Origin of the sequence: Pseudomonas sp. P9_31, from assembly GCF_034008235.1 — a bacterium.
GTDB lineage: Bacteria > Pseudomonadota > Gammaproteobacteria > Pseudomonadales > Pseudomonadaceae > Aquipseudomonas.
This window is the reverse complement of record NZ_CP125375.1, coordinates 1141609-1167941: the sequence shown is the minus strand read 5'-3', so window position 1 is coordinate 1167941 and position 26333 is coordinate 1141609. Positions and strand designations below refer to the sequence as shown.

25 protein-coding genes and 1 other RNA gene are annotated in these 26333 nt (G+C 60.1%); 4 read left to right on the top strand and 22 right to left on the bottom strand.

Annotated features, from left to right (window positions below):
* Window positions 1-37 precede the first annotated feature (37 nt).
* The 17 genes from ftsZ to rsmI form a co-directional block, all read right to left on the bottom strand.
* Window positions 38-1231, bottom strand: a complete 1194-nt coding sequence (gene ftsZ, locus QMK51_RS05385) for a cell division protein FtsZ (protein ID WP_007904318.1) — start codon at window positions 1229-1231, stop codon at window positions 38-40.
* Between the two features lie 67 nt (window positions 1232-1298).
* Window positions 1299-2558, bottom strand: coding sequence for a cell division protein FtsA (gene ftsA, locus QMK51_RS05380; protein WP_258699151.1), 1260 nt, complete (start codon window positions 2556-2558; stop codon window positions 1299-1301).
* Between the two features lie 15 nt (window positions 2559-2573).
* Window positions 2574-3443: a cell division protein FtsQ/DivIB gene (locus tag QMK51_RS05375; RefSeq protein ID WP_258699150.1), complete on the bottom strand. Its 870-nt coding sequence runs from the start codon at window positions 3441-3443 to the stop codon at window positions 2574-2576.
* Window positions 3444-3447: 4 nt separating this feature from the next.
* Entirely contained in the window at window positions 3448-4404 is a 957-nt protein-coding gene (locus tag QMK51_RS05370) for a D-alanine--D-alanine ligase (protein ID WP_258699149.1), read from the bottom strand.
* On the bottom strand, window positions 4401-5861 hold the full coding sequence (murC, locus tag QMK51_RS05365; RefSeq protein ID WP_320393356.1) for a UDP-N-acetylmuramate--L-alanine ligase: 1461 nt from the start codon (window positions 5859-5861) through the stop codon (window positions 4401-4403). The genes QMK51_RS05370 and murC overlap by 4 nt, the downstream gene beginning before the upstream one ends.
* Window positions 5854-6924: an undecaprenyldiphospho-muramoylpentapeptide beta-N-acetylglucosaminyltransferase gene (gene murG / locus QMK51_RS05360; RefSeq protein WP_320393355.1), complete on the bottom strand. Its 1071-nt coding sequence runs from the start codon at window positions 6922-6924 to the stop codon at window positions 5854-5856. Before murG ends, murC begins: the two co-directional genes overlap by 8 nt.
* The gene (ftsW, locus tag QMK51_RS05355; RefSeq protein ID WP_408980563.1) at window positions 6914-8131 is read right to left on the bottom strand and encodes a putative lipid II flippase FtsW; all 1218 of its coding nucleotides are present in this window, start codon (window positions 8129-8131) and stop codon (window positions 6914-6916) included. Before ftsW ends, murG begins: the two co-directional genes overlap by 11 nt.
* Window positions 8128-9474, bottom strand: coding sequence for a UDP-N-acetylmuramoyl-L-alanine--D-glutamate ligase (gene murD / locus QMK51_RS05350; RefSeq protein WP_320393354.1), 1347 nt, complete (start codon window positions 9472-9474; stop codon window positions 8128-8130). Before murD ends, ftsW begins: the two co-directional genes overlap by 4 nt.
* A 5-nt stretch (window positions 9475-9479) precedes the next feature.
* A complete protein-coding gene (gene mraY, locus QMK51_RS05345) occupies window positions 9480-10562 on the bottom strand; it encodes a phospho-N-acetylmuramoyl-pentapeptide-transferase (protein WP_007939841.1) in 1083 nt (360 codons plus the stop codon).
* Window positions 10562-11929 (bottom strand): UDP-N-acetylmuramoyl-tripeptide--D-alanyl-D-alanine ligase, encoded by a 1368-nt coding sequence (locus QMK51_RS05340; RefSeq protein WP_320393353.1) that lies wholly within the window; start codon window positions 11927-11929, stop codon window positions 10562-10564. Before QMK51_RS05340 ends, mraY begins: the two co-directional genes overlap by 1 nt.
* On the bottom strand, window positions 11922-13385 hold the full coding sequence (locus QMK51_RS05335) for a UDP-N-acetylmuramoyl-L-alanyl-D-glutamate--2,6-diaminopimelate ligase (protein WP_320393352.1): 1464 nt from the start codon (window positions 13383-13385) through the stop codon (window positions 11922-11924). The genes QMK51_RS05340 and QMK51_RS05335 overlap by 8 nt, the downstream gene beginning before the upstream one ends.
* Complete coding sequence (locus tag QMK51_RS05330) at window positions 13385-15124, bottom strand: peptidoglycan D,D-transpeptidase FtsI family protein (protein ID WP_187326384.1); 1740 nt, start codon at window positions 15122-15124, stop codon at window positions 13385-13387. Before QMK51_RS05330 ends, QMK51_RS05335 begins: the two co-directional genes overlap by 1 nt.
* Entirely contained in the window at window positions 15124-15417 is a 294-nt protein-coding gene (gene ftsL / locus QMK51_RS05325) for a cell division protein FtsL (protein WP_003205353.1), read from the bottom strand. Before ftsL ends, QMK51_RS05330 begins: the two co-directional genes overlap by 1 nt.
* Window positions 15414-16361, bottom strand: a complete 948-nt coding sequence (gene rsmH, locus QMK51_RS05320; protein WP_408980562.1) for a 16S rRNA (cytosine(1402)-N(4))-methyltransferase RsmH — start codon at window positions 16359-16361, stop codon at window positions 15414-15416. The genes ftsL and rsmH overlap by 4 nt, the downstream gene beginning before the upstream one ends.
* The gene (gene mraZ, locus QMK51_RS05315; RefSeq protein WP_003205355.1) at window positions 16358-16813 is read right to left on the bottom strand and encodes a division/cell wall cluster transcriptional repressor MraZ; all 456 of its coding nucleotides are present in this window, start codon (window positions 16811-16813) and stop codon (window positions 16358-16360) included. Before mraZ ends, rsmH begins: the two co-directional genes overlap by 4 nt.
* Before the next feature lie 354 nt (window positions 16814-17167).
* An RNA gene (gene rnpB / locus QMK51_RS05310) (RNase P RNA component class A) lies at window positions 17168-17521 on the bottom strand.
* Window positions 17522-17595: 74 nt separating this feature from the next.
* A complete protein-coding gene (gene rsmI / locus QMK51_RS05305) occupies window positions 17596-18501 on the bottom strand; it encodes a 16S rRNA (cytidine(1402)-2'-O)-methyltransferase (protein WP_258700663.1) in 906 nt (301 codons plus the stop codon).
* Window positions 18502-18678: 177 nt separating this feature from the next.
* On the opposite strand from rsmI, the gene QMK51_RS05300 reads away from it, so the two are divergent.
* The 4 genes from QMK51_RS05300 to QMK51_RS05285 all read left to right on the top strand — a co-directional run bounded on the left by QMK51_RS05300 (window position 18679) and on the right by QMK51_RS05285 (window position 22146).
* Entirely contained in the window at window positions 18679-20511 is a 1833-nt protein-coding gene (locus QMK51_RS05300; protein WP_320393351.1) for a penicillin-binding protein activator, read from the top strand.
* A complete protein-coding gene (locus QMK51_RS05295) occupies window positions 20511-20873 on the top strand; it encodes a YraN family protein (protein ID WP_258699142.1) in 363 nt (120 codons plus the stop codon). Before QMK51_RS05300 ends, QMK51_RS05295 begins: the two co-directional genes overlap by 1 nt.
* Window positions 20874-20977: 104 nt before the next feature.
* Entirely contained in the window at window positions 20978-21571 is a 594-nt protein-coding gene (locus tag QMK51_RS05290; RefSeq protein WP_007904374.1) for a phosphoheptose isomerase, read from the top strand.
* Window positions 21568-22146 (top strand): BON domain-containing protein, encoded by a 579-nt coding sequence (locus tag QMK51_RS05285; protein ID WP_007904376.1) that lies wholly within the window; start codon window positions 21568-21570, stop codon window positions 22144-22146. The genes QMK51_RS05290 and QMK51_RS05285 overlap by 4 nt, the downstream gene beginning before the upstream one ends.
* A 158-nt stretch (window positions 22147-22304) precedes the next feature.
* On the opposite strand, the gene QMK51_RS05280 is transcribed toward QMK51_RS05285, so the two are convergent.
* The 5 genes from QMK51_RS05280 to petA form a co-directional block, all read right to left on the bottom strand.
* On the bottom strand, window positions 22305-22718 hold the full coding sequence (locus tag QMK51_RS05280) for a ClpXP protease specificity-enhancing factor (protein WP_320393350.1): 414 nt from the start codon (window positions 22716-22718) through the stop codon (window positions 22305-22307).
* Between the two features lie 16 nt (window positions 22719-22734).
* Window positions 22735-23352: a glutathione S-transferase N-terminal domain-containing protein gene (locus tag QMK51_RS05275; protein ID WP_007905304.1), complete on the bottom strand. Its 618-nt coding sequence runs from the start codon at window positions 23350-23352 to the stop codon at window positions 22735-22737.
* 149 nt (window positions 23353-23501) lie between these two features.
* Entirely contained in the window at window positions 23502-24284 is a 783-nt protein-coding gene (locus QMK51_RS05270; protein WP_258699140.1) for a cytochrome c1, read from the bottom strand.
* On the bottom strand, window positions 24284-25495 hold the full coding sequence (locus QMK51_RS05265) for a cytochrome b (protein ID WP_258699139.1): 1212 nt from the start codon (window positions 25493-25495) through the stop codon (window positions 24284-24286). The genes QMK51_RS05270 and QMK51_RS05265 overlap by 1 nt, the downstream gene beginning before the upstream one ends.
* The gene (petA, locus tag QMK51_RS05260) at window positions 25495-26088 is read right to left on the bottom strand and encodes a ubiquinol-cytochrome c reductase iron-sulfur subunit (protein ID WP_258699138.1); all 594 of its coding nucleotides are present in this window, start codon (window positions 26086-26088) and stop codon (window positions 25495-25497) included. Before petA ends, QMK51_RS05265 begins: the two co-directional genes overlap by 1 nt.
* Between the last annotated feature and the right edge of the window lie 245 nt (window positions 26089-26333).

The window sequence follows — 26333 nt, the reverse complement described above, 5'->3', positions numbered from 1 at the left end:
TGAACACCAATCACCCTAATACCCCTGATACATTTCATCAATCGGCCTGACGACGCAGGAAAGCCGGGATGTCCAGGTAGTCCAGGTCATCTTGCGGGTTCATCTTCGCGGCAGTCGCAGCACCGGCCTGAGCCTGGTTGCGCATGACAGTCGGACGGTCCAGGTCACGGTAGTTCACCGCAGGCTGTTCCTGACGAACAGGGGCTTGTTGTTGTGGCTGGGAAGCCATCGAGGTGTGAACGGTATTGTCGATGACCTTCACAGGCTTCTCGATTTTAGCGCCAAGACCCGTGGCAACAACAGTCACATGCAGCTCGTCGCGCATGTCCGGATCGATAACGGTACCGACCTTGACCATCGCGTGCTCGGAAGCGAAGGCTTCGATGATGCTACCCACGTCGGAGTACTCACCCAGGGACAGGTCAGGACCGGCGGTGATGTTCACCAGGATGCCGCGTGCACCTTGCAGGTTCACGTCTTCGAGCAACGGGTTGCGAATGGCCGCTTCGGTGGCTTCGCGTGCACGGTTCGGACCGCTGGCGCAGCCAGTGCCCATCATCGCCATGCCCATTTCGCTCATCACGGTACGCACGTCGGCAAAGTCGACGTTGATCATGCCCGGACGCTTGATGATGTCGGAGATACCGCGAACGGCACCGGCCAATACATCGTCGGCCTTGGCGAAAGCCGACAAGAGGCTTGCGTCTTTACCCAGGATGGTCAGCAACTTCTCGTTGGGAATGGTGATCAACGAGTCAACGCTTTCGGACAGCAGACGAATACCTTCGTCGGCGATCTGCATGCGCTTGCGACCTTCGAACGGGAACGGACGGGTCACCACCGCAACGGTGAGAATCCCCATTTCCTTGGCCACTTCAGCAATGATTGGCGCAGCACCGGTACCGGTACCACCGCCCATGCCAGTGGTGATGAACACCATGTTGGTGCCCTGCAGGACTTCGGCAATGCGCTCACGGTCTTCCAGAGCGGCCTGACGACCCACTTCAGGGTTGGCGCCAGCGCCCAGACCTTTGGTCACGCCGGTACCCAGTTGCAGGATGGTCCGCGCGCCGATACTTTTCAGCGCCTGGGCATCAGTGTTGGCGCAGATGAACTCAACGCCTTCAATGTTGCTCTTGACCATGTGATTGACAGCATTGCCGCCGCCACCGCCAACACCGATAACTTTAATTACCGGGCTTGCGGGGATGTTGTCTACGAGTTCGAACATTTTCCCTCTCCTTACATTCTCTAGTTTTTTCGCCTACTGCTGTTTGAAGCGGTGTTGCGGTAAAGCTTTAGAAATTGCCTTGCACCCAGCTCTTGATGCGATCGAGCAGAGCGGCTTTCGGTTCTTCATTGCTGTAGCTGTCGCGGCTGCCGATGCCCGAGAACGAAATCCCGTCGGACTGCTTCTGCAGGCCGTACATCAACAGGCCAACGCCGGTGGAATAGATCGGGTTGCGGACCACGTCGTCCAGGCCCTTGACGCCATGGGGCACGCCCAGGCGAACCGGCATGTGGAAGATCTCCTCGGCCAGTTCAACCGCGCCTTCCATCTTCGACGTACCGCCGGTCAGCACGATGCCCGCCGGGATCAGGTCTTCGTAGCCGCTGCGACGCAATTCAGCCTGGATCAGGGTGAACAGCTCGTCGTAACGCGGCTCGACCACTTCGGCCAGGGCCTGACGGGACAGCTCGCGCGGTGGACGGTCGCCAACACTCGGCACCTTGATGGTTTCACCGGCGCCGGCCAGTTTGGCCAGGGCGCAGGCGTAGCGAATCTTGATTTCTTCGGCGTATTGGGTCGGGGTGCGCAACGCCATGGCGATGTCGTTGGTCACCTGATCGCCGGCAATCGGGATCACCGCGGTGTGACGGATCGCGCCTTCGGTGAAGATCGCGATGTCGGTGGTGCCGCCGCCGATGTCCACCAGGCACACGCCCAGCTCTTTCTCGTCGTCGGTCAGGACCGAATACGCGGACGCCAGCTGTTCGAGAATGATGTCGTCGATTTCCAGGCCGCAGCGACGCACGCATTTTTCAATGTTCTGCGCGGCGTTGACGGCACAGGTGACCACGTGAACCTTGGCTTCCAGACGCACGCCGGACATGCCCAGTGGCTCGCGAACGCCTTCCTGGTTATCGATCACATAATCCTGCGGCAGGGTGTGCAGCACGCGCTGGTCAGCAGGGATTGCCACGGCCTGGGCGGCGTCGAGGACGCGCTCAAGGTCGGCGGAGCTGACTTCACGATCACGGATCGCCACGATACCGTGGGAGTTCAGGCTGCGGATGTGATTGCCGGCCACGCCGACGAACGCCGAGTGGATCCGGCAACCGGCCATCAGCTGCGCTTCTTCGATAGCGCGCTGGATCGACTGAACGGTGGACTCGATGTTCACCACTACGCCTTTTTTCAGGCCGCGGGACGGATGGGTACCGATCCCGACGATTTCGAGCGTGCCATCGTCCGCAACCTCGCCTACCAGCGCCACCACCTTGGAGGTACCGATATCGAGACCGACGATCATTTTGCCGCTTTGCACGTTTGCCATGGGTCCTGCCTCTTCTTAATTCTTCGCGACAGCGGGTTGGGCTGTCGTGGGCGCTACAGGTTCCCGCCAGCCAACGGCGAGGCCGTTGGCGTAGCGCAGATCGATGCGCGCAATGTTCGTAATCTGCTCTTTGAGCGTCTTGTCATAGATGGCAATGAAGCGGCGCATCTTTTCCACCAGGTTGCCGCGTCCCAGCAGCAGTTCGATTCCCGGACCTGCGCTTCCGGCGCCGGTGGTCAGGAACCAACTGCCTCGTTCACGCAACTCCAGGCGTGCAATCGAGAAACCCAATGGCCTGAGCATCTGGCTCAGCACCTGGTATTGCTGCATCACTTGCTGCTGGGCCCGCTGCGGGCCGAACAACTGTGGCAAGTGTTCGTAGTTCGCCAGCTCGCGCGGGGTGAACGCCTGCCCCTGGTTGTTCAACAGCGACTCATCGCCCCAGCGGGCCACCGGCAGTTGTTCTTCCAGGCGAATCACTACTTGATCCGGCCATACCCTGCGCACTTCGGCGTGGGCAATCCATGGCATCTGTTCAAGCTCGGTACGCATGCTCTCCAGGTCAATGGTGAAGAAGCTCGACGCCACGTAGGGAGCGATCCGCTGCTGCACCGCTTGCTGGCTGATGTAACTCAGGTCGCCCTGCACCGCGATCTTGGTGATCGGCCGGTCGGCGTACGGCAGCAAACGCTGCGCGCCTTCGTAAGTACCGAACCCCAATGCCACCAGCAGCACGGGCCAGAACAGACTTTTCAGAAAACCAAAGTTGGCTTTCGGCAGGCGCGCGGACATCGGCTCTTTGGCCACCATTCGGCTGGCACCCCGCGGCACCGGCTTGCGGCCGGGCGGTGCGGAGGGCTGATGTCTCAGCTGTGCGCCTTGCATGGTCTTACCCTCGCGGCTCAATGCTTGCGGCCAGAATCGCCAGAACCAGTTGCTGGAAATCCAGGCCGGCAGCCCGGGCCGCCATCGGCACCAGACTGTGATCGGTCATGCCCGGTGCGGTGTTGACTTCCAGGAACCAGAACTGCCCGTCGGCGTCCTGCATCACGTCTGCCCTGCCCCAACCGGCGATACCCAGCGCCTCACAGGCTTTGGCCGTGAGGTCCATGAGTTCTTTTTCTTTGTCGCTGTCCAGGCCACACGGAATCCGGTACTGGGTATCGGAGGCCACGTACTTGGCGTCGTAGTCGTAGAAACTGTGCGTCGTGCCCAGGGCAATCGGTGGCAGCACCTGGTCACGCAGGGTGGCGATGGTGAACTCCGGACCGTGAATCCATTGCTCGACCAACACTTGCGAATCGTAGGTACTGGCCGCTTTCCACGCCTCGATCAACTCGGGCGCGGACGTCACTTTGGCCATTCCGATACTGGAACCTTCATGGGCCGGTTTGACGATCAACGGGAAGCCCAGTTCCTTGGCCGCCGAAATACAATCGGCCTCGCAGCTCAGCACCGCGTGGCGTGGCGTCGGAATGCCGAGGCTGTGCCAGACTTGCTTGGTGCGCAGTTTGTCCATGGCCAGGGCCGAGGCCAGAATGCCGCTGCCGGTGTACGGAATCCCTGCGCATTCGAGCAGGCCCTGCATGCTGCCGTCTTCACCGCCACGACCGTGGAGGATGATGAAGGCGCGGTCGATTTTTTCGTTCAGCAGGCGCTGCAGCAGGTCATCGCCCACGTCAATACCGAACGCGTCCACGCCGGCGCTTTGCAGTGCTTCGAGCACCGCGTTACCCGATTTCAGGGACACTTCACGCTCGGCACTCTTGCCGCCAAACAGCACGGCAACGCGACCGAAATCTTTCGGTGCGACAGTGGAGACGAGGTTGGCGTAAGCAGCAGTCATTTCAACTTCCCCTCTACCGGCGCAGCAACGGCCCCGGCGAACAACGGACTGTTCAATAGTTTGGGTGCAAGGCCGCCGATATCACCGGCGCCCTGGCACAGCAGAATGTCGCCGGCACGCAGCAGCGGCTTGACGATCGGCGCGAGGTCGACACCGCGCTCGATGTAGATCGGGTCGAGCTGACCGCGCTGGCGAATGCTGTTGCACAGCTTGCGGCTGTCGGCGCCCGGAATCGGCTCTTCACCGGCCGGATAGACTTCCATCAGCAGCAGCACGTTGGCGTCGGCCAGCACATTGACGAAATCGTCGTACAGGTCGCGGGTGCGGCTGTAACGGTGCGGCTGATAGACCATCACCAGACGGCGCTCCGGCCAGCCACCGCGCACGGCCTTGATCACGGCCGCGACTTCGGTCGGGTGGTGACCGTAGTCGTCCACCAGCATCACGTTGCCACCTTCGACCGGCAGTTCGCCGTACACCTGGAAGCGCCGGCCAACACCCTGGAACCCGGACAGGCCCTGGACGATGGCTTCATCGCTGACGCCTTCGTCGGTGGCGATGCAAATGGTCGCCAACGCGTTCAGCACGTTGTGGTTGCCTGGCATGTTCACCGACACATCCAGCGGCTCGCGGTCTGGGCGCAGCACGGTGAAGAAGGTCTGCATGCCTTGCTGACGCACGTTGATCGCGCGCACGTCGGCGTCTTCGCCGAAGCCGTAAGTGACCGTCGGACGTTTCACCAGCGGGAGGATTTCACGCACCACCGGATCATCCAGGCACACCACCGCCAGACCGTAGAACGGCAGGTTGTGCAGGAACTCGACGAAGGTTTTCTTCAGTTTGTTGAAGTCACCGTCGTAGGTCGCCATGTGGTCGGCGTCGATGTTGGTGACCACGGCCACCAGCGGCTGCAAGTGCAGGAAGCTGGCATCGCTTTCGTCGGCTTCGGCGATCAGGTAACGGCTGGTGCCGAGCTGGGCATTGGTGCCCGCCGCATTCAGACGGCCACCGATCACGAACGTCGGGTCCAGGCCACCGGCGGCGAACACCGAAGCGATCAGGCTGGTGGTGGTGGTTTTGCCATGGGTACCGGCGACGGCAATGCCGTGGCGGTAGCGCATCAGCTCGGCCAGCATCTCGGCACGCGGCACCACCGGAATCCGGCGCTCCAGGGCCGTGGCGACTTCCGGGTTGGAGGTGTTCACGGCGCTGGAGGTGACCAGCACATCGGCGTTCGCGGCGTTCTCGGCACGGTGGCCGATATAGATGTGGGCACCGAAGGATTCGAGACGCTCGGTCACCGGCGAAGCTTTCAGGTCGGAACCGGACACTTCATAGCCCAGGTTCAACAACACTTCAGCGATCCCGCACATGCCCACGCCGCCGATACCGACGAAGTGGATGCGACGGATGCGGCGCATTTCCGGTTGGGGCATGGCTTTCTTGTTCTCAACCATGGGCCACCTCCAGGCAGGTATCGACCACGTTACGGGTGGCATCGGGTTTGGCCAGGCGGCGTGCCGCGGTGGCCATGTCGTTGAGTCGTTGCGGTTGCATCAAGACCTCTGTCAGGCGAGCGGCAAGGTCCGCTGCGCCAGTCGTTCTTTGCGGCATCAGGAAGGCAGCGCCTTCACGGGCCAAATAATCGGCGTTGCGGGTCTGGTGATCGTCGATCGCGTGGGGCAAAGGCACCAGCATCGAGGGCAGACCGGCGGCCGCCAGTTCACTGATGGTCAGCGCGCCTGCGCGGCACACCACCAGGTCGGCCCAGCCATAGGCGTGGGCCATGTCTTTGATGAAAGGCTGCACTTGCGCCTCGACGCCAGCCGCGCGATAGCGCTCTGCAGTCACTTCATCGTGGTTTTTGCCGGCCTGATGAAACACGTCCGGGCGCAGGTCGGGGGCGACTTGCGACAAGGCTTCAGGCAGCAACTTGTTCAACGGCTCTGCGCCCAGGCTTCCACCCAGGATCAGCAAACGCGCCTTGCGACCGGCCAGGGCAGGTCGCGGTGTTTCGAGGAACAGCTCGGTGCGCACCGGGTTACCGGTGGTCCGACGGCTGTCCGACAGGGTAAAGGTGTCGGGGAACGCTTCACAGACTCGGGCGGCCAACGGCACCAGCAACCGATTGGCGGTACCGGCCACGGCGTTCTGCTCGTGAACGATGACCGGCACGCCGGCCAGTCTGGCTGCAACGCCACCGGGGCCGGTCACATAACCACCAAAGCCGACCGCACAGACGGGCCGTAGCTGGCGAATGATCGCCCGGGCCTGCCAGATCGACTTGAACAACATGAACGGCGCCTTGAGCAGGGACAATTTGCCCTTGCCGCGCAAACCGCTGGCGTTGATCCGATGCAGCTCAAGACCGGCCGCCGGCACCAGATCGTTTTCGATCCCGCGGGGCGTGCCGAGCCAGTGCACGGTATAACCACGGGCCTGGAATTCGCGAGCACAGGCCAGTGCCGGGAACACGTGCCCCCCGGTACCGCCGGCCATGATCAATACATTAGCGCCCATGGCTCGGCTCCTCGGCGAAGTCGCTCTCATGGAATTCCATCTCTTCGCTGCCCAGGTGGGTTCGACTCTCCCACTCGATGCGCAATAACAAGCCGAGACACGCACCGCAGATCACCAACGAACTGCCGCCATAACTGAGGAACGGCAGGGTCAGACCTTTGGTTGGCAACAGGCCGACGTTCACCCCGATGTTGATCAGGAACTGGCCGATCCACAGGAACGACAGGCCGTACGCGATGTAGGCGGCGAAGAATTGCTTGGCCTTCTCTGCCCAATAACCGATGTACATGCCACGAATACAAACAAAGACGAACAACGCTACCGTGCACAAAGAACCCACGGCACCCAGCTCTTCGGCCAGGACCGAGAACACGAAGTCGGTGTGGGCTTCCGGCAGGTAAAACTGTTTCTGCACGCTGTTGCCCAGGCCAACGCCCAGCCATTCGCCGCGACCAAACGCGATCAACGCCTGAGACAACTGATAGCCAGCACCGAACTGGTCGGCCCACGGATCCGCAAAGTTGGTCAGGCGCGCCATTCGATACGGCTGCACTTGAATCAACAGCACCACCGCCGCGACCGCCAGGACAACCATCAAGGAAAAACGGAACAGCCCGACCCCGCCGAGGAACAGCATCGCCGCTGCGGCCCCCATCATCACGACGGTGGCACCGAAGTCCGGCTCCATCAGCAACAGCCCCGCCATCGGCAGCAGAACGATGAACGGCTTGAAGAAGCCCATCCAGCTTTCACGCACTTCTTTCTGGCGACGCACCAAATAACCGGCGAGGTAGATCACCACGAACACCTTGGCGATCTCGGAAGGCTGAACGTTGAAGAAACTGAAGCCGATCCAGCGCATCGAACCGTTCACTTCACGGCCGATCCCCGGGATGATCACCATCACCAGCAAACCGAACGCACCAATCAGCATCAGCCAGCCCAGGCGTTGCCAGGTGGCGATCGGAATCATCATCGTGACGATGCAGGCACCCAGGCCCAGCACAATGTAGATAAGGTGGCGAATCATGTAATACAGGGCACTGCCCGACTGCACCGCCGCCACTTCGGTCGAGGCCGATGCAATCATGACCAGCCCGAGGCCGATCAATGCCAGGCAGCCGGCGAGCATCGGGAAGTCGAGGTCGATACCGCGCCCGGTGATGATCGGCGACGGGTACGGCTTGATGATGTTTCTCAAGCTCATGCCAGATCCTCCACGGCGCGGACGAACTGGTGACCACGATCTTCGTAGTTCTTGAACATGTCGAAACTGGCGCAGGCCGGCGACAGCAGCACCGCGTCGCCCTTTTCTGCGACGGCGCGGCATTGCTCGACGGCTTCAACCAGCGAACCCACGCGAATCAGTGGTACGGCATCGCCAATGGCCTCACCGATCTTGTCGGAATCACGCCCCATCAAAATGACGGCGCGGCAGTTGGCCGCCACCGGGTCACGCATATCCTTGAACTCGGCACCCTTGCCATCGCCACCGGCGATCAGTACGAGCTTGCCGCCAATGTCCGCGCCCAGGCCTTCGATAGCGGCTAGAGCGGCGCCGACGTTGGTGGCTTTGGAATCGTTGTAATAGCCTACGCCGTCCAGGTCTCGCACCCATTGGCAGCGATGCTCGAGCCCGGCGAAATTGCGCAGGGCCGAAAGCATGGCCTCGAACGGCAGGCCGACGGCGTGGCCGAGCGCCAATGCCGCCAGCGCGTTGGACTGGTTATGCGCGCCACGAACTTTCAACTCGCGCACCGGCATCAGGTTCTGGAATTCGAAGGCCAGGTATTTCTCGCCGCCCTCTTCCCGGATACCAAAGGCCTTGAAATCGGGCTTGTTCAGACCGAAGGTCCAGCACGGTTGGCCTTCACCCATCAGCGGACGGCTCAGGGCGTCTTGACGGTTGACCACAAACTGCCTGGCGCCCCGGAAGATCCGGTGCTTGGCCAGGTGATAGGCCGGCAGACCGCTGTAGCGGTCCATGTGGTCTTCGCTGATGTTGAGCACGGTCGCCACTTCGGCGTTGAGTTGATCGGTGGTTTCGAGCTGGAAGCTCGACAGTTCCATCACGTACAACTCGACGTCATCGCTGAGCAAATCCAGCGCTGGCGTACCGAGATTACCGCCGACAGCGACACGCTTGCCGGCCGCAGCGGCCATCTCGCCGACCAGGGTGGTAACAGTGCTTTTCGCATTGGAGCCACTGATGGCGACAATCGGCGCTTTCGCGTTGCGCGCGAACAGCTCGATGTCGCCGGACAATTTCACGCCACGGGCGGCGGCTGCCTGCAGGGCCGGGGTCGCCAGCGCCAGGCCGGGGCTCACGTAGAGCTCGTCGGCACGGCACAGGAATTCGACGTCCAGCTCGCCACAACGCACTTCCACGAGCGGATAGTCACGCTTGAGCGTGGCCAGTTCCGGTGGATTTTCCCGCGTATCGGCGACAGCAAACGACACGCCCCGGTTCGCCAGGAAGCGAACCAGGGACATGCCGCTCTTGCCGAGGCCGACAACGATGCGGAAGTGGTCAGAAGCGATCAGAGACACTCGTTCTACCTCAGCTTCAGGGTGGCAAGGCCGATCAACACGAGAATCACGGTGATGATCCAGAAACGGACGATCACACGCGGCTCGGGCCAGCCCTTGAGTTCAAAGTGGTGGTGAATCGGCGCCATGCGGAACACACGGCGACCGGTCAGCTTAAAGGAGGCAACCTGAATGACGACTGACAGGGTTTCCATCACGAACACACCGCCCATGATGAACAGGACGATTTCCTGACGGACGATCACCGCGATAGTGCCAAGGGCCGCGCCCAGCGCCAGCGCGCCGACGTCGCCCATGAAGACTTGTGCCGGATAGGTGTTGAACCAGAGGAACCCCAGGCCCGCACCGATCAACGCACCGCAGAACACAATCAGCTCACCCGCGCCCGGTACGTAAGGAATCAGCAAGTATTCGGCGAACTTCACGTTACCCGACAGGTAGCAGAAGATCCCCAGACCACCGCCAACCATCACGGTGGGCATGATCGCCAGACCGTCGAGGCCGTCGGTCAGGTTGACCGCGTTGCTCGAACCGACAATCACGAAATAGGTCAGGACGATGAAGCCTGCGCCCAGCGGAATGCTGTAGTCCTTGAGCATCGGCAGGATCAGGGTGGTTTCCACCGGCGTCGCGGCGGTCATATAAAGGAAGATCGCCGCGCCCAGGCCGAACACCGACTGCCAGAAATATTTCCAGCGGCTCGGCAGGCCACGGGAGTTTTTCTCGATGACTTTGCGGTAATCGTCAACCCAGCCGATGGCGCCGAACAGCAAGGTCACCAACAACACGACCCAAACGTATCGATTGGCCAGGTCGGCCCAGAGCAAGGTGCTGACGCCAATGGAGGAAAGAATCAGCGCGCCGCCCATGGTCGGGGTGCCCGACTTCGACAGGTGCGATTGCGGGCCATCGTTGCGAACGGATTGACCGATCTGACGGTTCTGCAGAGTGCGGATCATCCACGGGCCATAGCACAGCGACAAGACCAGCGCGGTCAGCACACCGAGGATCCCGCGCAGGGTCAGGTACTGAAAGACCGCGAAGCCTTTGTAGAACTGTTGCAGATACTCCGCTAGCAGCAGCAGCATTAATGTTTCTCCAGACTGGTCCCGCACAAAGCGGCAACGATGTTTTCCATCGCCGCGCTGCGCGAGCCCTTGATCAAAAAGGTGGTGTTTGTGTCCTGCTCGGCTTCCAGGGCCTTGATCAGTTCAGCCTGTGTGCTGAAGTGAAAGGCCTGCTCGCCGAAAGCGTTCACGGCGTGAGCCATCATTGGCCCGACGGCGTAAAGCGCGCAAACCTTGCCGCGGGCGTACTCGCCCACATCGTGGTGACCCTGCTCCGCCCACGCGCCCAACTCGCCGATATCTCCAAGCACCAAAACGGTGCGACCGGAAAAGCCGGCGAGTATATCAACGGCGGCACACATTGAGGTGGGGTTTGCGTTGTACGTATCGTCGATAACACGCATGCCGTTAGTCGCCAGTTGCGCAACGGTGCGGCCCTTGACCGGTTGCACCGCGCCAAGGCCGGTGGCGATGCCGAACAGCGATACGCCCAAGGCATGGGCGGCGGCAGCGGCGGCCATGGCATTGGCGACGTTGTGGGTGCCGAGCAGGTTCAGTTGAACCCGTTCCACACCTTCAGGGCTGTGCAGGTTGAACGCCGGGCAACCGCGGGCATCGCGGTCCAGATCGCTGGCATGGAAGTCGGCACTAACGTTGCTCAATGCAAAGGTCAGCACTTTGCGACCGGCGGCACGGGACTTCCAGATATCGAAGGCCTTGTCGTCGAGATTCAGCACGGCGACGCCATCGGCATCCAGCCCTTCGAGAATCTCGCCCTTGGCTTCAACGATTTTTTCCGGCCCGCCGAACTCGCCGACATGGGCGGTCCCGGCGTTGTTGATGATGGCCACGTGGGGCTTGGTCATGGCGACGGTGTAAGCGATTTCGCCGATGCGCGAAGCGCCGAGTTCGATCACTGCCGCGGTGTGCTCCGGCGCCAGTTCAAGCAAGGTCAGCGGAGCGCCGAGGTCATTGTTCAGGTTGCCACGGGTCGCCAGCACCGGACCGCGCGTGCGCAGGATGCTCGCCAGCATTTCCTTGACCGTGGTCTTGCCGCTGGAACCCGTGATGGCCACCACCGGATGAGTGAACGCCGCACGGTTTATCGCGCCCAATTGGCCGAGGGCCTGGCGGGTGTCCTTGACCAGCAGTTGCGGCAGCGTGCTGTCGGCAACCTCGCGCTCGACCAAGGCCCCCACGGCGCCTTTGGCGGCGACGTCATTCAAGTAGTCATGACCATCGAAACGCGGCCCGGCCAGAGCAACAAACAGTTGCCCCGGCTTGATCGCGCGGCTGTCGATGCTGACGCCGTCGAAGCTGGCGTCGCTGGAGATCAGGCGGGCATTCAGCGCGCCAGTCAGTTCGCTCAGTTTCAAGGCTTTAAGCATGGGCCACCTCCCACGCGGTCAGGGCATGATCGGCCTCGACCAGATCGGAGAAAGCGTGGCGCTCGCCGTTGATTTCCTGATAATCCTCATGACCTTTACCGGCCAGGACAATCACGTCATCCGCCGAAGCGCTGGCGATCAACTGGGCAATCGCCTGGCCACGGCCAGCGACGAAGGTGACTTTATCCACAGCGGTGAAACCGGCGCGGATGTCGTCGAAAATCACGGAGGGGTCTTCGGTGCGCGGATTGTCATCGGTGACCAGTACGCCATCGGCCAGACGCTCGACCACTTCCGCCATCAACGGACGCTTGCCGCGATCGCGATCGCCGCCGCAACCGAACAGGCACAGCAACCGGCCTTTGGCGTGAGGACGCAAGGCCGTCAAGACTTTTTCCAGCGCATCCGGCGTGTGGGCGTAATCGACCACCACCAATGGCTGAGTACCGCCACCCAGACGCTGCATGCGCCCGGCCGGACCTTCGAGCTTCGGCAGCACTTTGAGGATTTCGTCCAGCGCATAATCCAGACCGAGCAAGGCGCCGACTGCGGCCAACACGTTGCTCAGGTTGAAACGACCGAGCAAGGTGCTGCGCAAATGGTGCTCGCCTTGCGGCGTGACCAACGTGGCGCGCACGCCTTCATCGTCGAACTGCGCTTCGCGGCAATACAGGTAGGCGCTGGAATCTTCCAGGCTGTAGGTGATCAGCCGCGACTCGCCTTTATCGGCAGCCAGTTGCCGACCGAAATCGTCGTCGAGGTTGACCACCCGGCACTTCAGATCATTCCAGGCAAACAACTTGGCCTTGGCTTCGCCATAGGCCTGCATGGTGCCGTGGTAATCCAGATGATCGCGCGACAGGTTGGTCATTACCGCCACATCGAAGGCCAACGCCGTCACGCGGCCCTGATCCAGCCCATGAGAAGAAACCTCCATGGCCACGGCTTTGGCGCCGGCCTTTTTCAGGTCGGCGAGGGTCGCTTGCATCGCAATCGGGTTCGGCGTGGTGTGCAGGCCGCTTTCCAGTGCGCCGTAGAAACCGGAGCCCAGGGTACCGACAATGCCGCAGTGTTGACCGAGCAGGTCGAGCGCTTGCGCGACCAATTGGGTCACGCTGGTTTTACCGTTGGTGCCGGTCACGCCGATCAGGTTCAAATGACGGCTCGGGTCGCCATAAAAGCGCCCGGCGATGTCCGACAGTTGCGCCGCCAGGCCTTTGACCGGAATCAACGGCACGTCGGTAATCGGCAGCACGGTCGCGCCTTCGACTTCATAAGCCACGGCGGCAGCGCCACGCTGCAAGGCGTCGGCAATGTGCGTACGCCCGTCAAACTTGCCGCCAGGGACCGCAAGGAACAAATCGCCTGCCCGCACGTTGCGGCTGTCCAGCGCCAATTCGCGGATCAATAGATCATGGCCGGCATGGGCAAAAATCTTGTTCAGGCTCAGCGACATCAGCCGCGCCCTCCATTAGCTTTCAGCGGAACAACCGGTGCGGCGTTCGCTTGTTGAGTGGCTGGCAGGTTGTCCGGGGTGACGTTCATCAGGCGCAGAGTCCCGGACATCACTTTGCTGAACACCGGCGCCGATACCAGACCACCAAAGTAACCGGCCTTGGTCGGCTCATCGATCACCACCACGATCGCGTAACGCGGATCGCTCATCGGGCCAAAACCGGCGAACAGCGAGCGGTAGGAGTTCTCGGCGTAGCCTTTGGTTCCGACCGACGTTTTACGCGCAGTACCCGACTTGCCACCCACGTGATACGCCGGCACCTGCGCACGGAATACACCGCGCGGGGCTTCGATCACTTGTTGCAGCATGGTTTGCATGGTTTTCGCGACCGCTTCCGGCAACACCTGAGTGGTTTGCGGCGCCTTGTCGGTTTTGATCAGGGTCAGCGGCGCGAGACGACCGTTGTTGGCCAGGGCCGAGAAGGCGTGGACCAACTGAATCGCGGTCACGGAAATACCGTAGCCATAGGACAGCGTCGCGGTTTCAGCCTTGCGCCATTCGCGGTAGTTCGGCAGGTTGCCGACGCGCTCGCCCGGGAAGCCCAGGCCAGTGTCCTGGCCGAGGCCGACTTTCTGTGCCAGACGGAAAATCGTTTCGCCGCCGATATCGAACGCGACCTTACTCATGCCGACGTTACTGGAATTGATCAGGATACCGGTCAGGTCGAGTACCGGGCCTTCACTCTTGGATACGTCCTTGATGGTGTACTTACCAATCTGCAAGGTGCCTGGATACACCTCGACAGTATCGGTCGGCTTCCAGCGCCCGGTTTCAATCGCGGCGCTCATGGAAATCGCTTTCATGGTCGAACCCGGCTCGAACACGTCGATCATCGCGCGGTTACGCATCATCGCCGGCTGCAGGTTGCGACGGTTGTTCGGGTTGTAGGTCGGCTGGTTGACCATGGCCAGGATCTCGCCGGTCTTCACGTCCATGATCACCAGGCTGCCGGCCTTGGCGCCATTCTCGATGATCGCGTTGCGCAGTTCACGGTTGGCCAGGTATTGCAGACGCAGGTCAATGGACAACGCCAAGGGCTTGCCGGCCTTGGCGTTTTTGGTGACCTGGACATCTTTGATCAGCCGGCCGCGCCGGTCCTTGATCACCTGTCGCTTGCCGGGCACGCCGGCCAGCCATTCGTCGTAGGCCAACTCGACGCCTTCGCGTCCGTGGTCATCGATGTCGGTAAAGCCGACCATGTGGGCAGTGACTTCGCCGGCCGGGTAGAAACGCCGAAACTCTTCGATGCCATAAACGCCCGGCACTTTCAGATCGAGCACAGCCTGGCCTTGCTCGGGGGTCAGCCCGCGCACCAGATAAATGAATTCTTTGTTGGCCTGGGCTTCGAGACGTTCGGCCAGGGCTTTCGGGTCCTGCCCCAAGGCAGCCGCCAGTGCCGGCCACTTCTCTTTGGCCGTTTGCATTTCCTTGGCATTGGCCCACAGGGTGGTGACCGGGGTACTCACGGCCAACGGCTCGCCGTTACGGTCGGTGATCAGACCACGGTGAGCCGGAATCGGAATATGACGAACACTGCGCGCATCGCCCTGACCTTTAAGGAAGGCACGGTCGACCACTTGTAAATCGATGATGCGCCAGGCAATCGCCGCCACCATGATGCCGAGCAACCCCACCACCAGACGGAACCGCCATGGGAAGAGCGCGCCTTCGAGTTTCATCATGGCGCCACCATCTGCACTTCAGCGGCGCCGGGAATGCGCATCTTCAGTTGCTCGGTGGCCAGGACTTCGATACGGCTATGGGCGGTCCAGGTGCTCTGCTCAAGAATCAGCCGGCCCCACTCGGCCTGCGCCTTGTCGCGCACGCTCAATTCGTTGTACAGCGAATTCAACAGCTGACGGTTCCAGTGCGCGCTATAGGACACGCCGATGGCCGACACGAGCACGCCGATAAATAGCAGCAGCATGAAAAAGCTTCCGCCGGGAAGTGGTTTGGCGAAAAGCTTGCTCACCGCAGTTTCTCCGCGACGCGCATGACGGCGCTACGGGAACGTGGGTTGGCTTTGAGTTCGGCCTCGGAGGCGGACTGCGCTTTGCCATGAATTTTGATGATCGGTTCGAAAGCGACGTGACGGACCGGCAGGTTGCGCGGCAGGTTGTCGGCTTCGCCTTTCACCAGTTTGCGCATGAACAGTTTGACGATGCGGTCTTCCAGCGAGTGGAAGCTGATGACAACCAGACGGCCGCCCACCTCCAGGCACTCCAGCGCGGCTTCGAGGCCGGTTTCCAGATCGCCCAGTTCGTTGTTGACGTGAATACGCAGCCCCTGGAACGCACGGGTGGCCGGGTTCTTGCCCTTTTCCCAGGCAGGGTTGGCGACTTTCAAAACTTCAGCCAGGTCGGCGGTGCGCTCGAACGGCTTGATGTCGCGACGCTCGGCCACGGCACGCGCCATGCGGCCGGAGAAACGCTCTTCGCCGTATTCCTTGAATACCCGGGCGATTTCTTCCACCGGCGCGGTATTGACGAACTCGGCGGCGCTGATCCCGCGTGACGGGTCCATGCGCATGTCCAACGGACCGTCGTTGAGGAAACTGAAGCCGCGCTCCGGGTCGTCGAGCTGCGGCGAAGACACGCCGAGGTCAAGCAGAATGCCGCTGACCTTGCCGGCCAGACCGCGTTCGGCGACTTCCGAACCGAGCTCGGCAAAGCTGCGCTGCACAACGACAAAGCGGCCGTCTTCGGCCGCTAGCGTTTGCCCGGTGGCAATCGCTTGAGGATCTTTGTCGAATCCGAGCAACCGACCATCGGGACCGAGCTTGCTGAGGATCAACCGGCTGTGCCCACCGCGACCGAACGTACCGTCCAGATAGCAGCCATCAGGACGTACGGCGAGAGCCTCGACAGCTTCGTCAAGCAGTACGGTGATGTGGTTAAAGCCGCTATCAATAGTCACAGGATCAAATCACGCAGTTCATCAGGCATGGCGCCCGGTTGTTGAATAGCAGCCAGGTCAGCGGCAGAAACCGCGTTCCAGGCATCCTCGTCCCACAATTGGAACTTGTTCAGTTGGCCTACCAACATCGCGCGCTTATCCAACTTGGCATATTCGCGAAGACGCGGCGGAACCAGAAAACGACCACTGCCATCGAGCTCGAGGTCGACGGCGTTACCAATCAGTAAACGTTGCAGGCGGCGGTTTTCTTCGCGAAGCGAAGGCAGTGCGCGCAGTTTGGTTTCGATAATTTCCCACTCATCGAGGGGATAAACACACAAACACGGATCAACGGCATCAATGGTGACGATTAATTGACCGGAACTACGCGAAACGAGCTCGTCACGGTACCGGCTCGGCATGGCGAGACGGCCCTTTGCATCGAGACTGATAGCGTTAGCTCCGCGAAACACGTCAGCGTTTCTCCAAATATTAGCGTTTTGCGCTCAAAAAACCCACTTCATGCCACTTTCCGCCACTTGCGCACACTATAGGAATGCGCCCACCACACCGTCAAGGCGCGGATAGAAGGAAAAGCCTTACAGAACGGAGATTTAGGTGCGCAAAAGGAGAGATAACGAGAATCTGACGGATGAATTCGCTCAATAACTTGAATCAGCACAGAAGGCTGCGTTCAGAAGTTAAAGTGGTTTGTTAAGAGTAAGATTTTTTCGGTATTACAAAAGCGCTTCTGCCATTGATTCAGCAGGGAGGGAAATTGCCATTACGCACATCGTTGCCAATGATTGAAGCAGAGAAGAAAAAAGGTGGAGAGTCGATCTGTAAGCCGGGTTCTGTCTTGAACAGTCATTCGTCTACGATGGCCATCACTGGACATCTTTAGCAACCTACCCGGTCCCAGCGCGGGCCACGCCTTGGGACCCTATTTGGTCTTGCTCCAAGTGGGGTTTACCTAGCCACGAACTGTTGCCAGACGTGCGGTGCGCTCTTACCGCACCTTTTCACCCTTACCGGCGCCGAAGCGCTTAGGCGGTTATTTTCTGTGGCACTTTCCGTAGGCTCACGCCTCCCAGGCATTACCTGGCACTTCGCCCTATGGAGCCCGGACTTTCCTCCCCCCCCTAATTTTCATAGAGGGCAGCGACTGTCCGATCGACTCTCCACCGCGAAGGTTAACGGCAGAGCGGCCGAAGAACAAGCGCTAAAAGCCTCTGCCCGGCGCTGCGCATCGGTTTTACTCGCCCTTTTGCTTATCCAGCGCGACCTGATAGAGCACATTCTTGCGTTCGCCGGTAATTTGCGCCGCCAATGCCGCGGCACGCTTGAGCGGCATCTCTTCGAGCAGCAAGTTGAGAATACGCATGGCTTCACTGCTGACAGCGTCCTCGGTTTCGGGTGCAGACCAGCCGGCGACCAGCACTACGCACTCTCCGCGCTGCTGGTTGCTGTCCGACTCGACGAACTCACGCAACTCGGCCAGCGGCAAACCTTTAAGGGTTTCGAAGGTCTTGGTCAGTTCGCGCGCCAGCAACGCCGGACGCTCGGCGCCAAATACCAGCTCCATGTCTTGCAGGCACTCAAGGATCCGGTGCGGGGCTTCATAGAAAATCAGCGTGCGCGGCTCTTCTTTTATGAGTTCCAGACGAGCGCGCCGACCGACAGCCTTGGCCGGCAGAAACCCTTCGAAGATGAAACGGTCGGACGGCAGCCCCGCCGCCGAGAGTGCCGCGATCAGCGCACAGGCGCCCGGAACCGGCACCACATTGATCCCCGCGGCACGGGCCTGACGCACCAGGTGATAACCCGGATCGGAAATCAGCGGCGTCCCGGCGTCGGAGATCAACGCCACATCGTCGCCCGCCAGCAGACGGGTGATAAAACGGCTACCTTCATCCCGCTCGTTGTGTTCATGACAGGCCGCCAGCGGCGTGGGTATGCCGAAATGCTGCATCAAACGCTGGGAGTGGCGAGTGTCTTCGGCAGCAATCAAGGCGACCTCGCGCAGGATCTTCAGCGCACGCGCACTGATGTCATCCAGGTTGCCGATGGGCGTCGCCACCACATAAAGCGAACCAGCAGCGGAATTCAAAGCACCTGGAGCAGTCAAAGCGCACACCTCATGATCGGTAAAAGCCGCCATTGTAGCGCGTAGCGACATTCGTGATACCTGCGAGCGACCCTCGGTTTTCCAGCCTTTTGTGCAGTGCAGCAACATTTGCACGAGCTAAATTGATCGATTCACGCCAGTAACATCGCGTCCCGGCCAGCGCTTGGGTACAATTCCACGCTAATTTGATCGAGTATCAGGAACACTTACATGATCGCTTGCCTGCGGCTGTTCTCTGCCCTCTGCCTCGCTGCCTTGCTGGCGGCTTGCGCCAGCTCGCCCTCCTCCAGCCTTGGCGAACTTCCACGAACCCCGGATGCCAGTATCGAGCAACTGCTCGAACAGGCTGCTCAAAGCAAAACGCCGGACAAGGCAGCCTTGCTGCGCTTGAGTGCGGCAGACCTGGCTTATCGTCAGGGCAATGCCGGCCGATCCGCGCAAATCCTGCAACAAGTACCGATGGAACAACTCAAGCCTGGCCAACAGGTCTTCGCCAGTACCCTGGCGGCTGAACTGGCCATGGTCCGCAATCAGCCCAAAGCGGCGCTGACCTTCCTGAGCCATCCGAGCCTGCAACGCCTGGGCGAACTGCCGGTCGAACAACAGGTTCGCACCGGCACCGTGCATGCCCGCGCCCTTGAAGCCGACGGCCAGACCCTCCCCGCCGCACGGGAGCGCATCTTCATTGCCCCAATGCTTGAAGGTGAAGCCGCCAGCAAGAACCACGAAGCGATCTGGACCCTGATCGCTTCGCTGCCGACCGATCAATTGCAGCCGACTACCGATGACGACCTCGGCGGCTGGATGAGCCTGGCGCAGGCGGTGAAAACGGCTGGCACCCTGGAACAGCAGCAAGCCGCGATCGACAACTGGCGCGCGAAGAATCCAAAGCACCCGGCCGCTCTCCAACTGCCGCTGCCACTGACCAAACTCAAGGAACTGGCCAGCCAGCCTTTGAGCAAAATTGCCGTGCTGCTGCCTCAAGCAGATGGCCCGCTGGCGGCTGCCAGCAAGGCACTGCGTGAAGGTATCGTGGCTGCTCACTACCAGGCGCAACAAGCCGGGCAGAATCCGCCAGCCATCGTATTTTATGACAGTTCGATAATGACCACTGTGCCACCGCGGATGTCGCTGGACGATTTCTATCGCAAAGCCCAGGCCGATGGCGTGCAACTGGTCATTGGCCCACTGGAGAAGCCGCTGGTCAAACAGCTCAGCACTCGCCCGCAATTGCCGATCACCACCCTGGCGCTGAACTACAGCGAAGGCGAACAAGGTCCGGCCCAACTGTTCCAGTTCGGTCTTGCAGCTGAAGACGAAGCCCGCGAAGTGTCCCGCCGCGCTCGCGCCGACGGCCTGCATCGCGCCGCAGCCATGGTGCCCAAAGGTGAATGGGGCGACCGCGTATTGAAGGCGTTCAGTCAGGACTGGCAGGCGAATGGCGGTAGCATCGTCGCCGTCGAGCGTATTGACCAGCCAGTACAACTGGCGCAACAAATTGCCGACATGTTCCAACTGCGTCAGAGCGAAGGCCGCGCCAAAACCCTGCAGAGCACCGTTGGCTCGCAAGTCGCCGCACAACCTTCCCGCCGTCAGGACATCGAGTTCATCTTCCTTGCGGCCTCCCCGAAACAGGCACAACAGATCAAACCGACCCTGAACTTCCAGTACGCCGGTGACGTGCCTGTCTACGCGACCTCCAATGTGTTCAGCGCCAGCGGCGACGTAAATGAGTACAACGACATGAACGGTGTTCGCTTCTGCGAAACCCCGTGGTTGCTGGACGCCAATGACCCACTGCGCAAACAAGTCACTGCACAATGGCCACAGGCCGGTACCAGCCTCGGCCGCCTGTATGCGATGGGTGTTGACGCCTACCGCCTGGCACCACGCCTGGGACAACTCAAGGCCTTGCCGGACAGCCGCATCGAAGGTCAATCGGGTAGCCTCGGCATGACCCAGAACCAACGCGTGGTTCGCCAGTTGCCATGGGCAGAGTTCACCAACGGTCAGGTTCAACGCCTGCCGGACACCTCGCGCTAATGCCCGACAGGTCACGCCAGCAAAGCGGTAAAGATGCCGAGCGTCATGCGCTCGAGCATCTTCAGCAACAGGGTCTGCGCCTGCTGGCGCAGAACTGGCTGTGTAAACGCGGCGAGCTTGATCTGGTCATGCTTGATGGCGATACAGTAGTATTCGTCGAAGTCCGCTACAGAAAAAACACCCAATGGGGTGGCGCACTCGATAGCATCGATGGGCGCAAACGGCAGAAACTGATTTTCGCCGCGCAGTATTTTCTTCAGCGCGAGTCGCGTTGGGCCAATTCCCCCTGCCGTTTCGACGTGGTTGCCATCGACAGCAGCCTTGATCAATTGAACTGGTTGCAGAATGCCTTCGACAGCTGATCGCTTGCGCCCCGAACCGGACACCTTTACCCAACACTTTTGCTCTTTGCTTTGCGGGCTGCACATTCATGTGCCGAGTAGCCGCGCTAATTAAGGTCACACAGATGGACATGCAATCGCGAATTCGCCAGCTTTTTCAGGCCAGTATCGACACCAAGCAACAGGCGATGGACGTACTTGCACCGCACATCGAGCAAGCCAGCCAGGTCATGGTCAACGCCCTGCTCAACGAGGGCAAAATGCTCTCCTGCGGCAACGGCGGTTCTGCCGGTGACGCACAGCACTTCTCGTCCGAATTGCTCAACCGCTTCGAACGCGAGCGCCCGAGCCTGCCGGCCATCGCGCTGACCACCGACAGCTCGACGATCACCTCGATCGCCAACGACTACAGCTACAACGAAATCTTCTCCAAACAGATTCGCGCCCTCGGCCAGCCGGGTGACGTATTGCTGGCGATTTCCACCAGCGGCAACTCGGCAAACATAATTCAAGCGATCCAGGCCGCACATGATCGTGAAATGATTGTCGTAGCATTGACGGGTCGTGATGGCGGCGGCATGGCGTCACTGCTATTGCCCGAGGACGTCGAGATTCGCGTACCGGCCAACGTCACTGCACGTATTCAGGAAGTCCACCTGCTGGCGATCCATTGCCTTTGCGACTTGATCGACAGCCAACTGTTCGGGAGTGAAGAATGACCCCTAATCGCCTAGGCCTTCTGGCCTTGACCCTGTGCCTCGGCATCAGTGGCTGCACCTCGGTGGTTAACGCCAGCCGTGAAGCGCCAATCGACGATGACCGCGGCACCCGCACCTTCGGCAGCAAAATCGACGACTCCCTGATCGACACCAAGGTCGGCGTGAACATCGCCAAGGCTGATCCAGCCCTGGACAACGACTCGCACATCGTCGTCACCAGCTTCAACGGTGTGGTGCTGCTGGCCGGGCAAACCCCTCGCGCCGACCTCAAGGCCAAGGCCGAACAGGTTGCCGCCTCCGTTCAGCGTGTAAAGAAAGTGCACAACGAACTGCAAGTGCTGCAACCGTCCTCACTGCTGGCACGCCAGAACGACACCTGGCTGACCACCAAGATCAAGACCCAGATGCTCACCGATGCCTCTATCCCCGGCTCGCGCATCAAGGTCGTGACTGAAAACGGTATCGTCTACCTGCTGGGCCTGCTGACCAAGCAGGAAGCGGCGCAGGCGACCAATCTGGTACAAGGCGTTTCCGGCGTGCAGAAGATTGTGAAGTTGTTTGAGTACATCGACTGATACTTGCCCGGCGATGGCATCCTCGAGATCGCCATCGCCCCTGTAGGAGCTACCGAAGGCTGCGATCTTTTGATTTGGCTTTTTTAAGATCAAAAGATCGCAACCTTCGGCAGCTCCTACGTAATAAAAAAGGCGATCCATTCGGATCGCCTTTTTTATTACTTCACCACCTTCAAACTCGGTCGACCGCTGGGACGCGGCGGCTCACTGTCGGGTGGCGGAACATCATCATCCGGCTCGATCTCTTCCTCGTCTTCCAGAGGCGACTCCAGATCGAACACCATGCCCTGACCGTTCTCCCGAGCATAAATGCCCAGGATCGACGCGATAGGCACGTACAGAGTGTGTGGCACGCCACCGAAGCGCCCTTCGAAGCTGACCGCCTCGTTGTCCATGTGCAAATGACGCACGGCCGCCGGGGATACGTTCAGGACAATCTGCCCCTCACTGGCAAACCCTTGAGGCACCTGCACCGACGGGTACTCGGAATTGACCAGCATGTGCGGGGTGCAATCGTTGTCCACAATCCACTCGTAGAGCGCGCGGACCAGATAAGGTCGACTGGAGTTCATAGCGGCTCCTTAAGCCTTAGCGCATATCGCGTTCGACACCAGACAGACTCGCCTGGAATGCCTCACGCGCAAACGAGCGCTCCATGTAATCAAGCAGCGGCTTGGCAGGCCGCGGCAGTTCTATACCCAAAATCGGCAATCGCCAGAGTATTGGCAATAGGCAGCAATCCACCAGACTTTGTTCCTCACTGAGGAAAAACGGCTTGTCGGCGAACAACGGCGACACGCCTGTCAGGCTTTCGCGCAGCTCTTTACGAGCCACGACACGGGCTGCCTCCTTGGTCCGCGAATCCAGAATCAGATCCACCAGGCCACACCAGTCACGCTGAATACGATGAATCAGCAGACGACTGTTGGCACGCGCCACGGGATAAACCGGCAGTAACGGCGGGTGCGGGTAACGCTCATCCAGATACTCCATCACCACGGTCGACTCCCACAACGCCAGGTCACGATCGACCAAGGTGGGCAGGCTTCCGTAAGGGTTCACTTCGATCAGTTTAGGCGGCTGGCGACCAGCTTCCACGTAAATGATCTCGGCGCTGACACCCTTCTCTGCAAGTACGATGCGCACTCGGTGGGAATAGTGGTCGGCGGGGTCGGAGTAACAGGCCAACCGATTGGTCACGCCCATGGCGGTCCTCCTCGCTTGTTGAAATTATCGAAAACGGAAAAACACACGCGCCCAGAGGGCGCCTCCCGTAACGCCTGGCTCACCAGACTCGTTACACCTTAGAGACGCCCTTGGGCGCGCGCGATTAACAGCAATGGCTTACAGCTTTATCAATGGACGTCTTTCCAGTATTCACGCTTGAGCAAGTAAGCGAATACGAAGAAGAACGCCAGGTACAGCAACACATAGGTACCGATGCGCTGATGCTGCAGCTTCACCGGGTTGGCCGAGTAGGCCAGGAAGGTCACCAGATTCTTGACCTTCTCATCGAACTGCTCTTCGTTCAGCGCGCCGGTTTTCGGCAATACCGTCAGTTGATCGCAAGCTTCATGAGTCAAAGCGGTGCCGGTCAGCGGATCGTATTGCTTCTTGCCGTCTTCGACGATTTGAACTTGTTTACAGCCTACCACCTGACGACCCTGCAGGCCGACCAGAACGTTAGGCATGCCGACGTTCGGGAACACTTTGTTGTTCACGCCCCATGGACGCGACGGGTCTTCATAGAACGAACGCAGGTAGCCATAGAGCCAGTCCGTGCCACGAACGCGAGCCACCAGCGTCAGGTCCGGCGGCGCTGCACCGAACCAGGTCTTGGCGTCAGCTGGCTGCATGCCGATGTTCATGTGGTCGCCGATCTTGGCGCCGGTGAACACCAGCTTCTCGAGCATCAGCTCATGAGGAATGCCCAGGTCATCGGCGACACGCTCGTAACGCTGGAACTTGGCGCTGTGGCAACCCATGCAGTAGTTGGCGAACGTACGCGCGCCGTCCTGCATGGCAGCTTTGTCGGAAACGTCGATGTCGACCTTTTCCAGCTCTGGACCACCGTGCTCGGCCGCAAAAGACAGTGCAGGCATCGCCGCAAGAATCAGTACAGCAAATAGCTTTTTCATCAGCCAGTCACCCTTTCCGGAACCGGTTTGGTCTTCTCGAGCCTGGTGTAGAACGGCATCAGAATGAAGTAGGCGAAGTACAGGAAGGTACAAACCTGCGACAGCAACGTACGTTCCGGGGTAGGCGCCATGACGCCCAGCCAGCCAAGAATCACGAAGGAGATGCAGAACACCCAGAGCCAGATCTTGCTCAGCCAACCCTTGTAGCGCATGGACTTGACCGGGCTACGGTCAAGCCAGGGCAGGACGAACAGCAAGGCAATCGAAGCACCCATGGCAACAACACCCAGGAGCTTGTCCGGAACCGCCCGCAGAATCGCGTAGAACGGCGTGAAGTACCAGACCGGAGCGATGTGCTCAGGGGTCTTGAAGGCGTTCGCCACTTCAAAGTTCGGCTTCTCGAGGAAGTACCCGCCCATTTCCGGGAAGAAAAACACGATGGCGCAGAAGATGAACAGGAACACCACCACGCCGACGATATCTTTCACGGTGTAATACGGGTGGAAGGCAATGCCGTCCAGCGGTACGCCGTTTTCGTCTTTGTGTTTCTTGATGTCCACGCCGTCGGGGTTGTTCGAACCGACTTCGTGCAGCGCCAGAACGTGCAGCACCACCAGACCGAGGATCACGATCGGCAGGGCAACCACATGCAGGGCGAAGAAGCGGTTCAGGGTAATACCGGAAATCAGGTAGTCACCACGGATCCACTGGGTCAGGTCGTTACCGATGACTGGAATCGCACCGAACAGCGAGATGATCACCTGGGCGCCCCAGTAGGACATCTGGCCCCACGGCAGCAGGTAACCCATGAAGGCTTCAGCCATCAGCGCCAGGTAAATCAGCATGCCGAACACCCACACCAGCTCACGTGGCTTCTGGTACGAACCGTAGAGCAGGCCACGGAACATGTGCAGATAAACCACGATGAAGAACGCCGAAGCGCCGGTGGAGTGCAGCAGACGCAGGATCGAGCCGTACTCGACGTCGCGCATGATGTATTCGACGGAGGCAAACGCTTCTTCCGCCGACGGGGTGTAGCTCATGGTCAGCCAGACACCGGTAACGATCTGGTTGACCAGAACGAGCAGTGCCAGGGAGCCAAAGAAGTAGAAGAAGTTGAAGTTCTTCGGGGCGTAGTACTTGCTGAGATGGTCTTCCCACATTTTGGTCGCGGGGAAGCGCGCATCAACCCAATCCATGAACTTGCTCATCACGCTTTCTCCGTATCGACGCCAATGACAATGATGTCATCGGTCTCATAGGAATGCGGGGGAACTGGCAGATTCAAAGGCGCGGGTTGCGACTTGTAGACGCGGCCAGCCAGATCGTAGTGAGAACCGTGGCAAGGGCAGAAATAACCCCCGACCCAATCCTTGCCCAGGTCCGCAGGAGCCACTTCCGGACGGAAGGTCGGTGAGCAACCCAGGTGTGTGCAGATACCGATCAGCAGCAGGACTTCTGGCTTGATCGAACGCGTCTGCGGGTCAACATAGGTCGGTTGCGTAGAGTTCTTGGAGGCGGGGTCAGACAACTGGCCCTCGATCTTTTTCAGATTCCCCAGGATTTCCTCGGTACGGCGGACGATGAACACCGGCTGACCGCGCCACTCAGCAATCATTTGCTGACCTGGCTCAATTTTGCTGACATTCACTTTCACCGGTGCACCTGCGGCTTTCGCCTTGGCACTGGGAAACCATGACCCCACGAACGGGACCGCAGCCCCCACCGCTCCTGCAGCACCCACCACGGATGTGGCTGCTACCAAGAAGCGACGCCGGCCTGCATTCACGCCGTCATTGCTCATTCAGTCCTCTCCCATCAGCTTTGTGGCCTGTTAAATCAGGCGTCTACTAAGTAAAAATCTGAACTTATAAAAATTTTGCCGAATGGTAATGAAAAGCCCCAATTCTGACAAGGTAATTACCCAGAGGCTCCACTGCCAAGCCTTGCAGTATAGGGCCTCTGCGGATGTGGCAAGTTGTCACAGCGCAATTCTCTGATAAATCGCACCCATAAAAAAACGCCCAGCTTCGCAAGGAAACTGGGCGT

Coding starts and splice junctions, on each gene's coding strand:
- ftsZ (WP_007904318.1), bottom strand. CDS start 1,231: ATGTTCGAACTCGTAGACAACATCCCCGCAAGCCCGGTAATTAAAGTT.
- ftsA (WP_258699151.1), bottom strand. CDS start 2,558: ATGGCAAACGTGCAAAGCGGCAAAATGATCGTCGGTCTCGATATCGGT.
- QMK51_RS05375 (WP_258699150.1), bottom strand. CDS start 3,443: ATGCAAGGCGCACAGCTGAGACATCAGCCCTCCGCACCGCCCGGCCGC.
- QMK51_RS05370 (WP_258699149.1), bottom strand. CDS start 4,404: ATGACTGCTGCTTACGCCAACCTCGTCTCCACTGTCGCACCGAAAGAT.
- murC (WP_320393356.1), bottom strand. CDS start 5,861: ATGGTTGAGAACAAGAAAGCCATGCCCCAACCGGAAATGCGCCGCATC.
- murG (WP_320393355.1), bottom strand. CDS start 6,924: ATGGGCGCTAATGTATTGATCATGGCCGGCGGTACCGGGGGGCACGTG.
- ftsW (WP_408980563.1), bottom strand. CDS start 8,131: ATGAGCTTGAGAAACATCATCAAGCCGTACCCGTCGCCGATCATCACC.
- mraY (WP_007939841.1), bottom strand. CDS start 10,562: ATGCTGCTGCTGCTAGCGGAGTATCTGCAACAGTTCTACAAAGGCTTC.
- QMK51_RS05340 (WP_320393353.1), bottom strand. CDS start 11,929: ATGCTTAAAGCCTTGAAACTGAGCGAACTGACTGGCGCGCTGAATGCC.
- QMK51_RS05335 (WP_320393352.1), bottom strand. CDS start 13,385: ATGTCGCTGAGCCTGAACAAGATTTTTGCCCATGCCGGCCATGATCTA.
- QMK51_RS05330 (WP_187326384.1), bottom strand. CDS start 15,124: ATGAAACTCGAAGGCGCGCTCTTCCCATGGCGGTTCCGTCTGGTGGTG.
- rsmI (WP_258700663.1), bottom strand. CDS start 18,501: ATGGCGGCTTTTACCGATCATGAGGTGTGCGCTTTGACTGCTCCAGGT.
- QMK51_RS05300 (WP_320393351.1), top strand. CDS start 18,679: ATGATCGCTTGCCTGCGGCTGTTCTCTGCCCTCTGCCTCGCTGCCTTG.
- QMK51_RS05295 (WP_258699142.1), top strand. CDS start 20,511: ATGCCCGACAGGTCACGCCAGCAAAGCGGTAAAGATGCCGAGCGTCAT.
- QMK51_RS05290 (WP_007904374.1), top strand. CDS start 20,978: ATGGACATGCAATCGCGAATTCGCCAGCTTTTTCAGGCCAGTATCGAC.
- QMK51_RS05285 (WP_007904376.1), top strand. CDS start 21,568: ATGACCCCTAATCGCCTAGGCCTTCTGGCCTTGACCCTGTGCCTCGGC.
- QMK51_RS05280 (WP_320393350.1), bottom strand. CDS start 22,718: ATGAACTCCAGTCGACCTTATCTGGTCCGCGCGCTCTACGAGTGGATT.
- QMK51_RS05275 (WP_007905304.1), bottom strand. CDS start 23,352: ATGGGCGTGACCAATCGGTTGGCCTGTTACTCCGACCCCGCCGACCAC.
- QMK51_RS05270 (WP_258699140.1), bottom strand. CDS start 24,284: ATGAAAAAGCTATTTGCTGTACTGATTCTTGCGGCGATGCCTGCACTG.
- QMK51_RS05265 (WP_258699139.1), bottom strand. CDS start 25,495: ATGAGCAAGTTCATGGATTGGGTTGATGCGCGCTTCCCCGCGACCAAA.
- petA (WP_258699138.1), bottom strand. CDS start 26,088: ATGAGCAATGACGGCGTGAATGCAGGCCGGCGTCGCTTCTTGGTAGCA.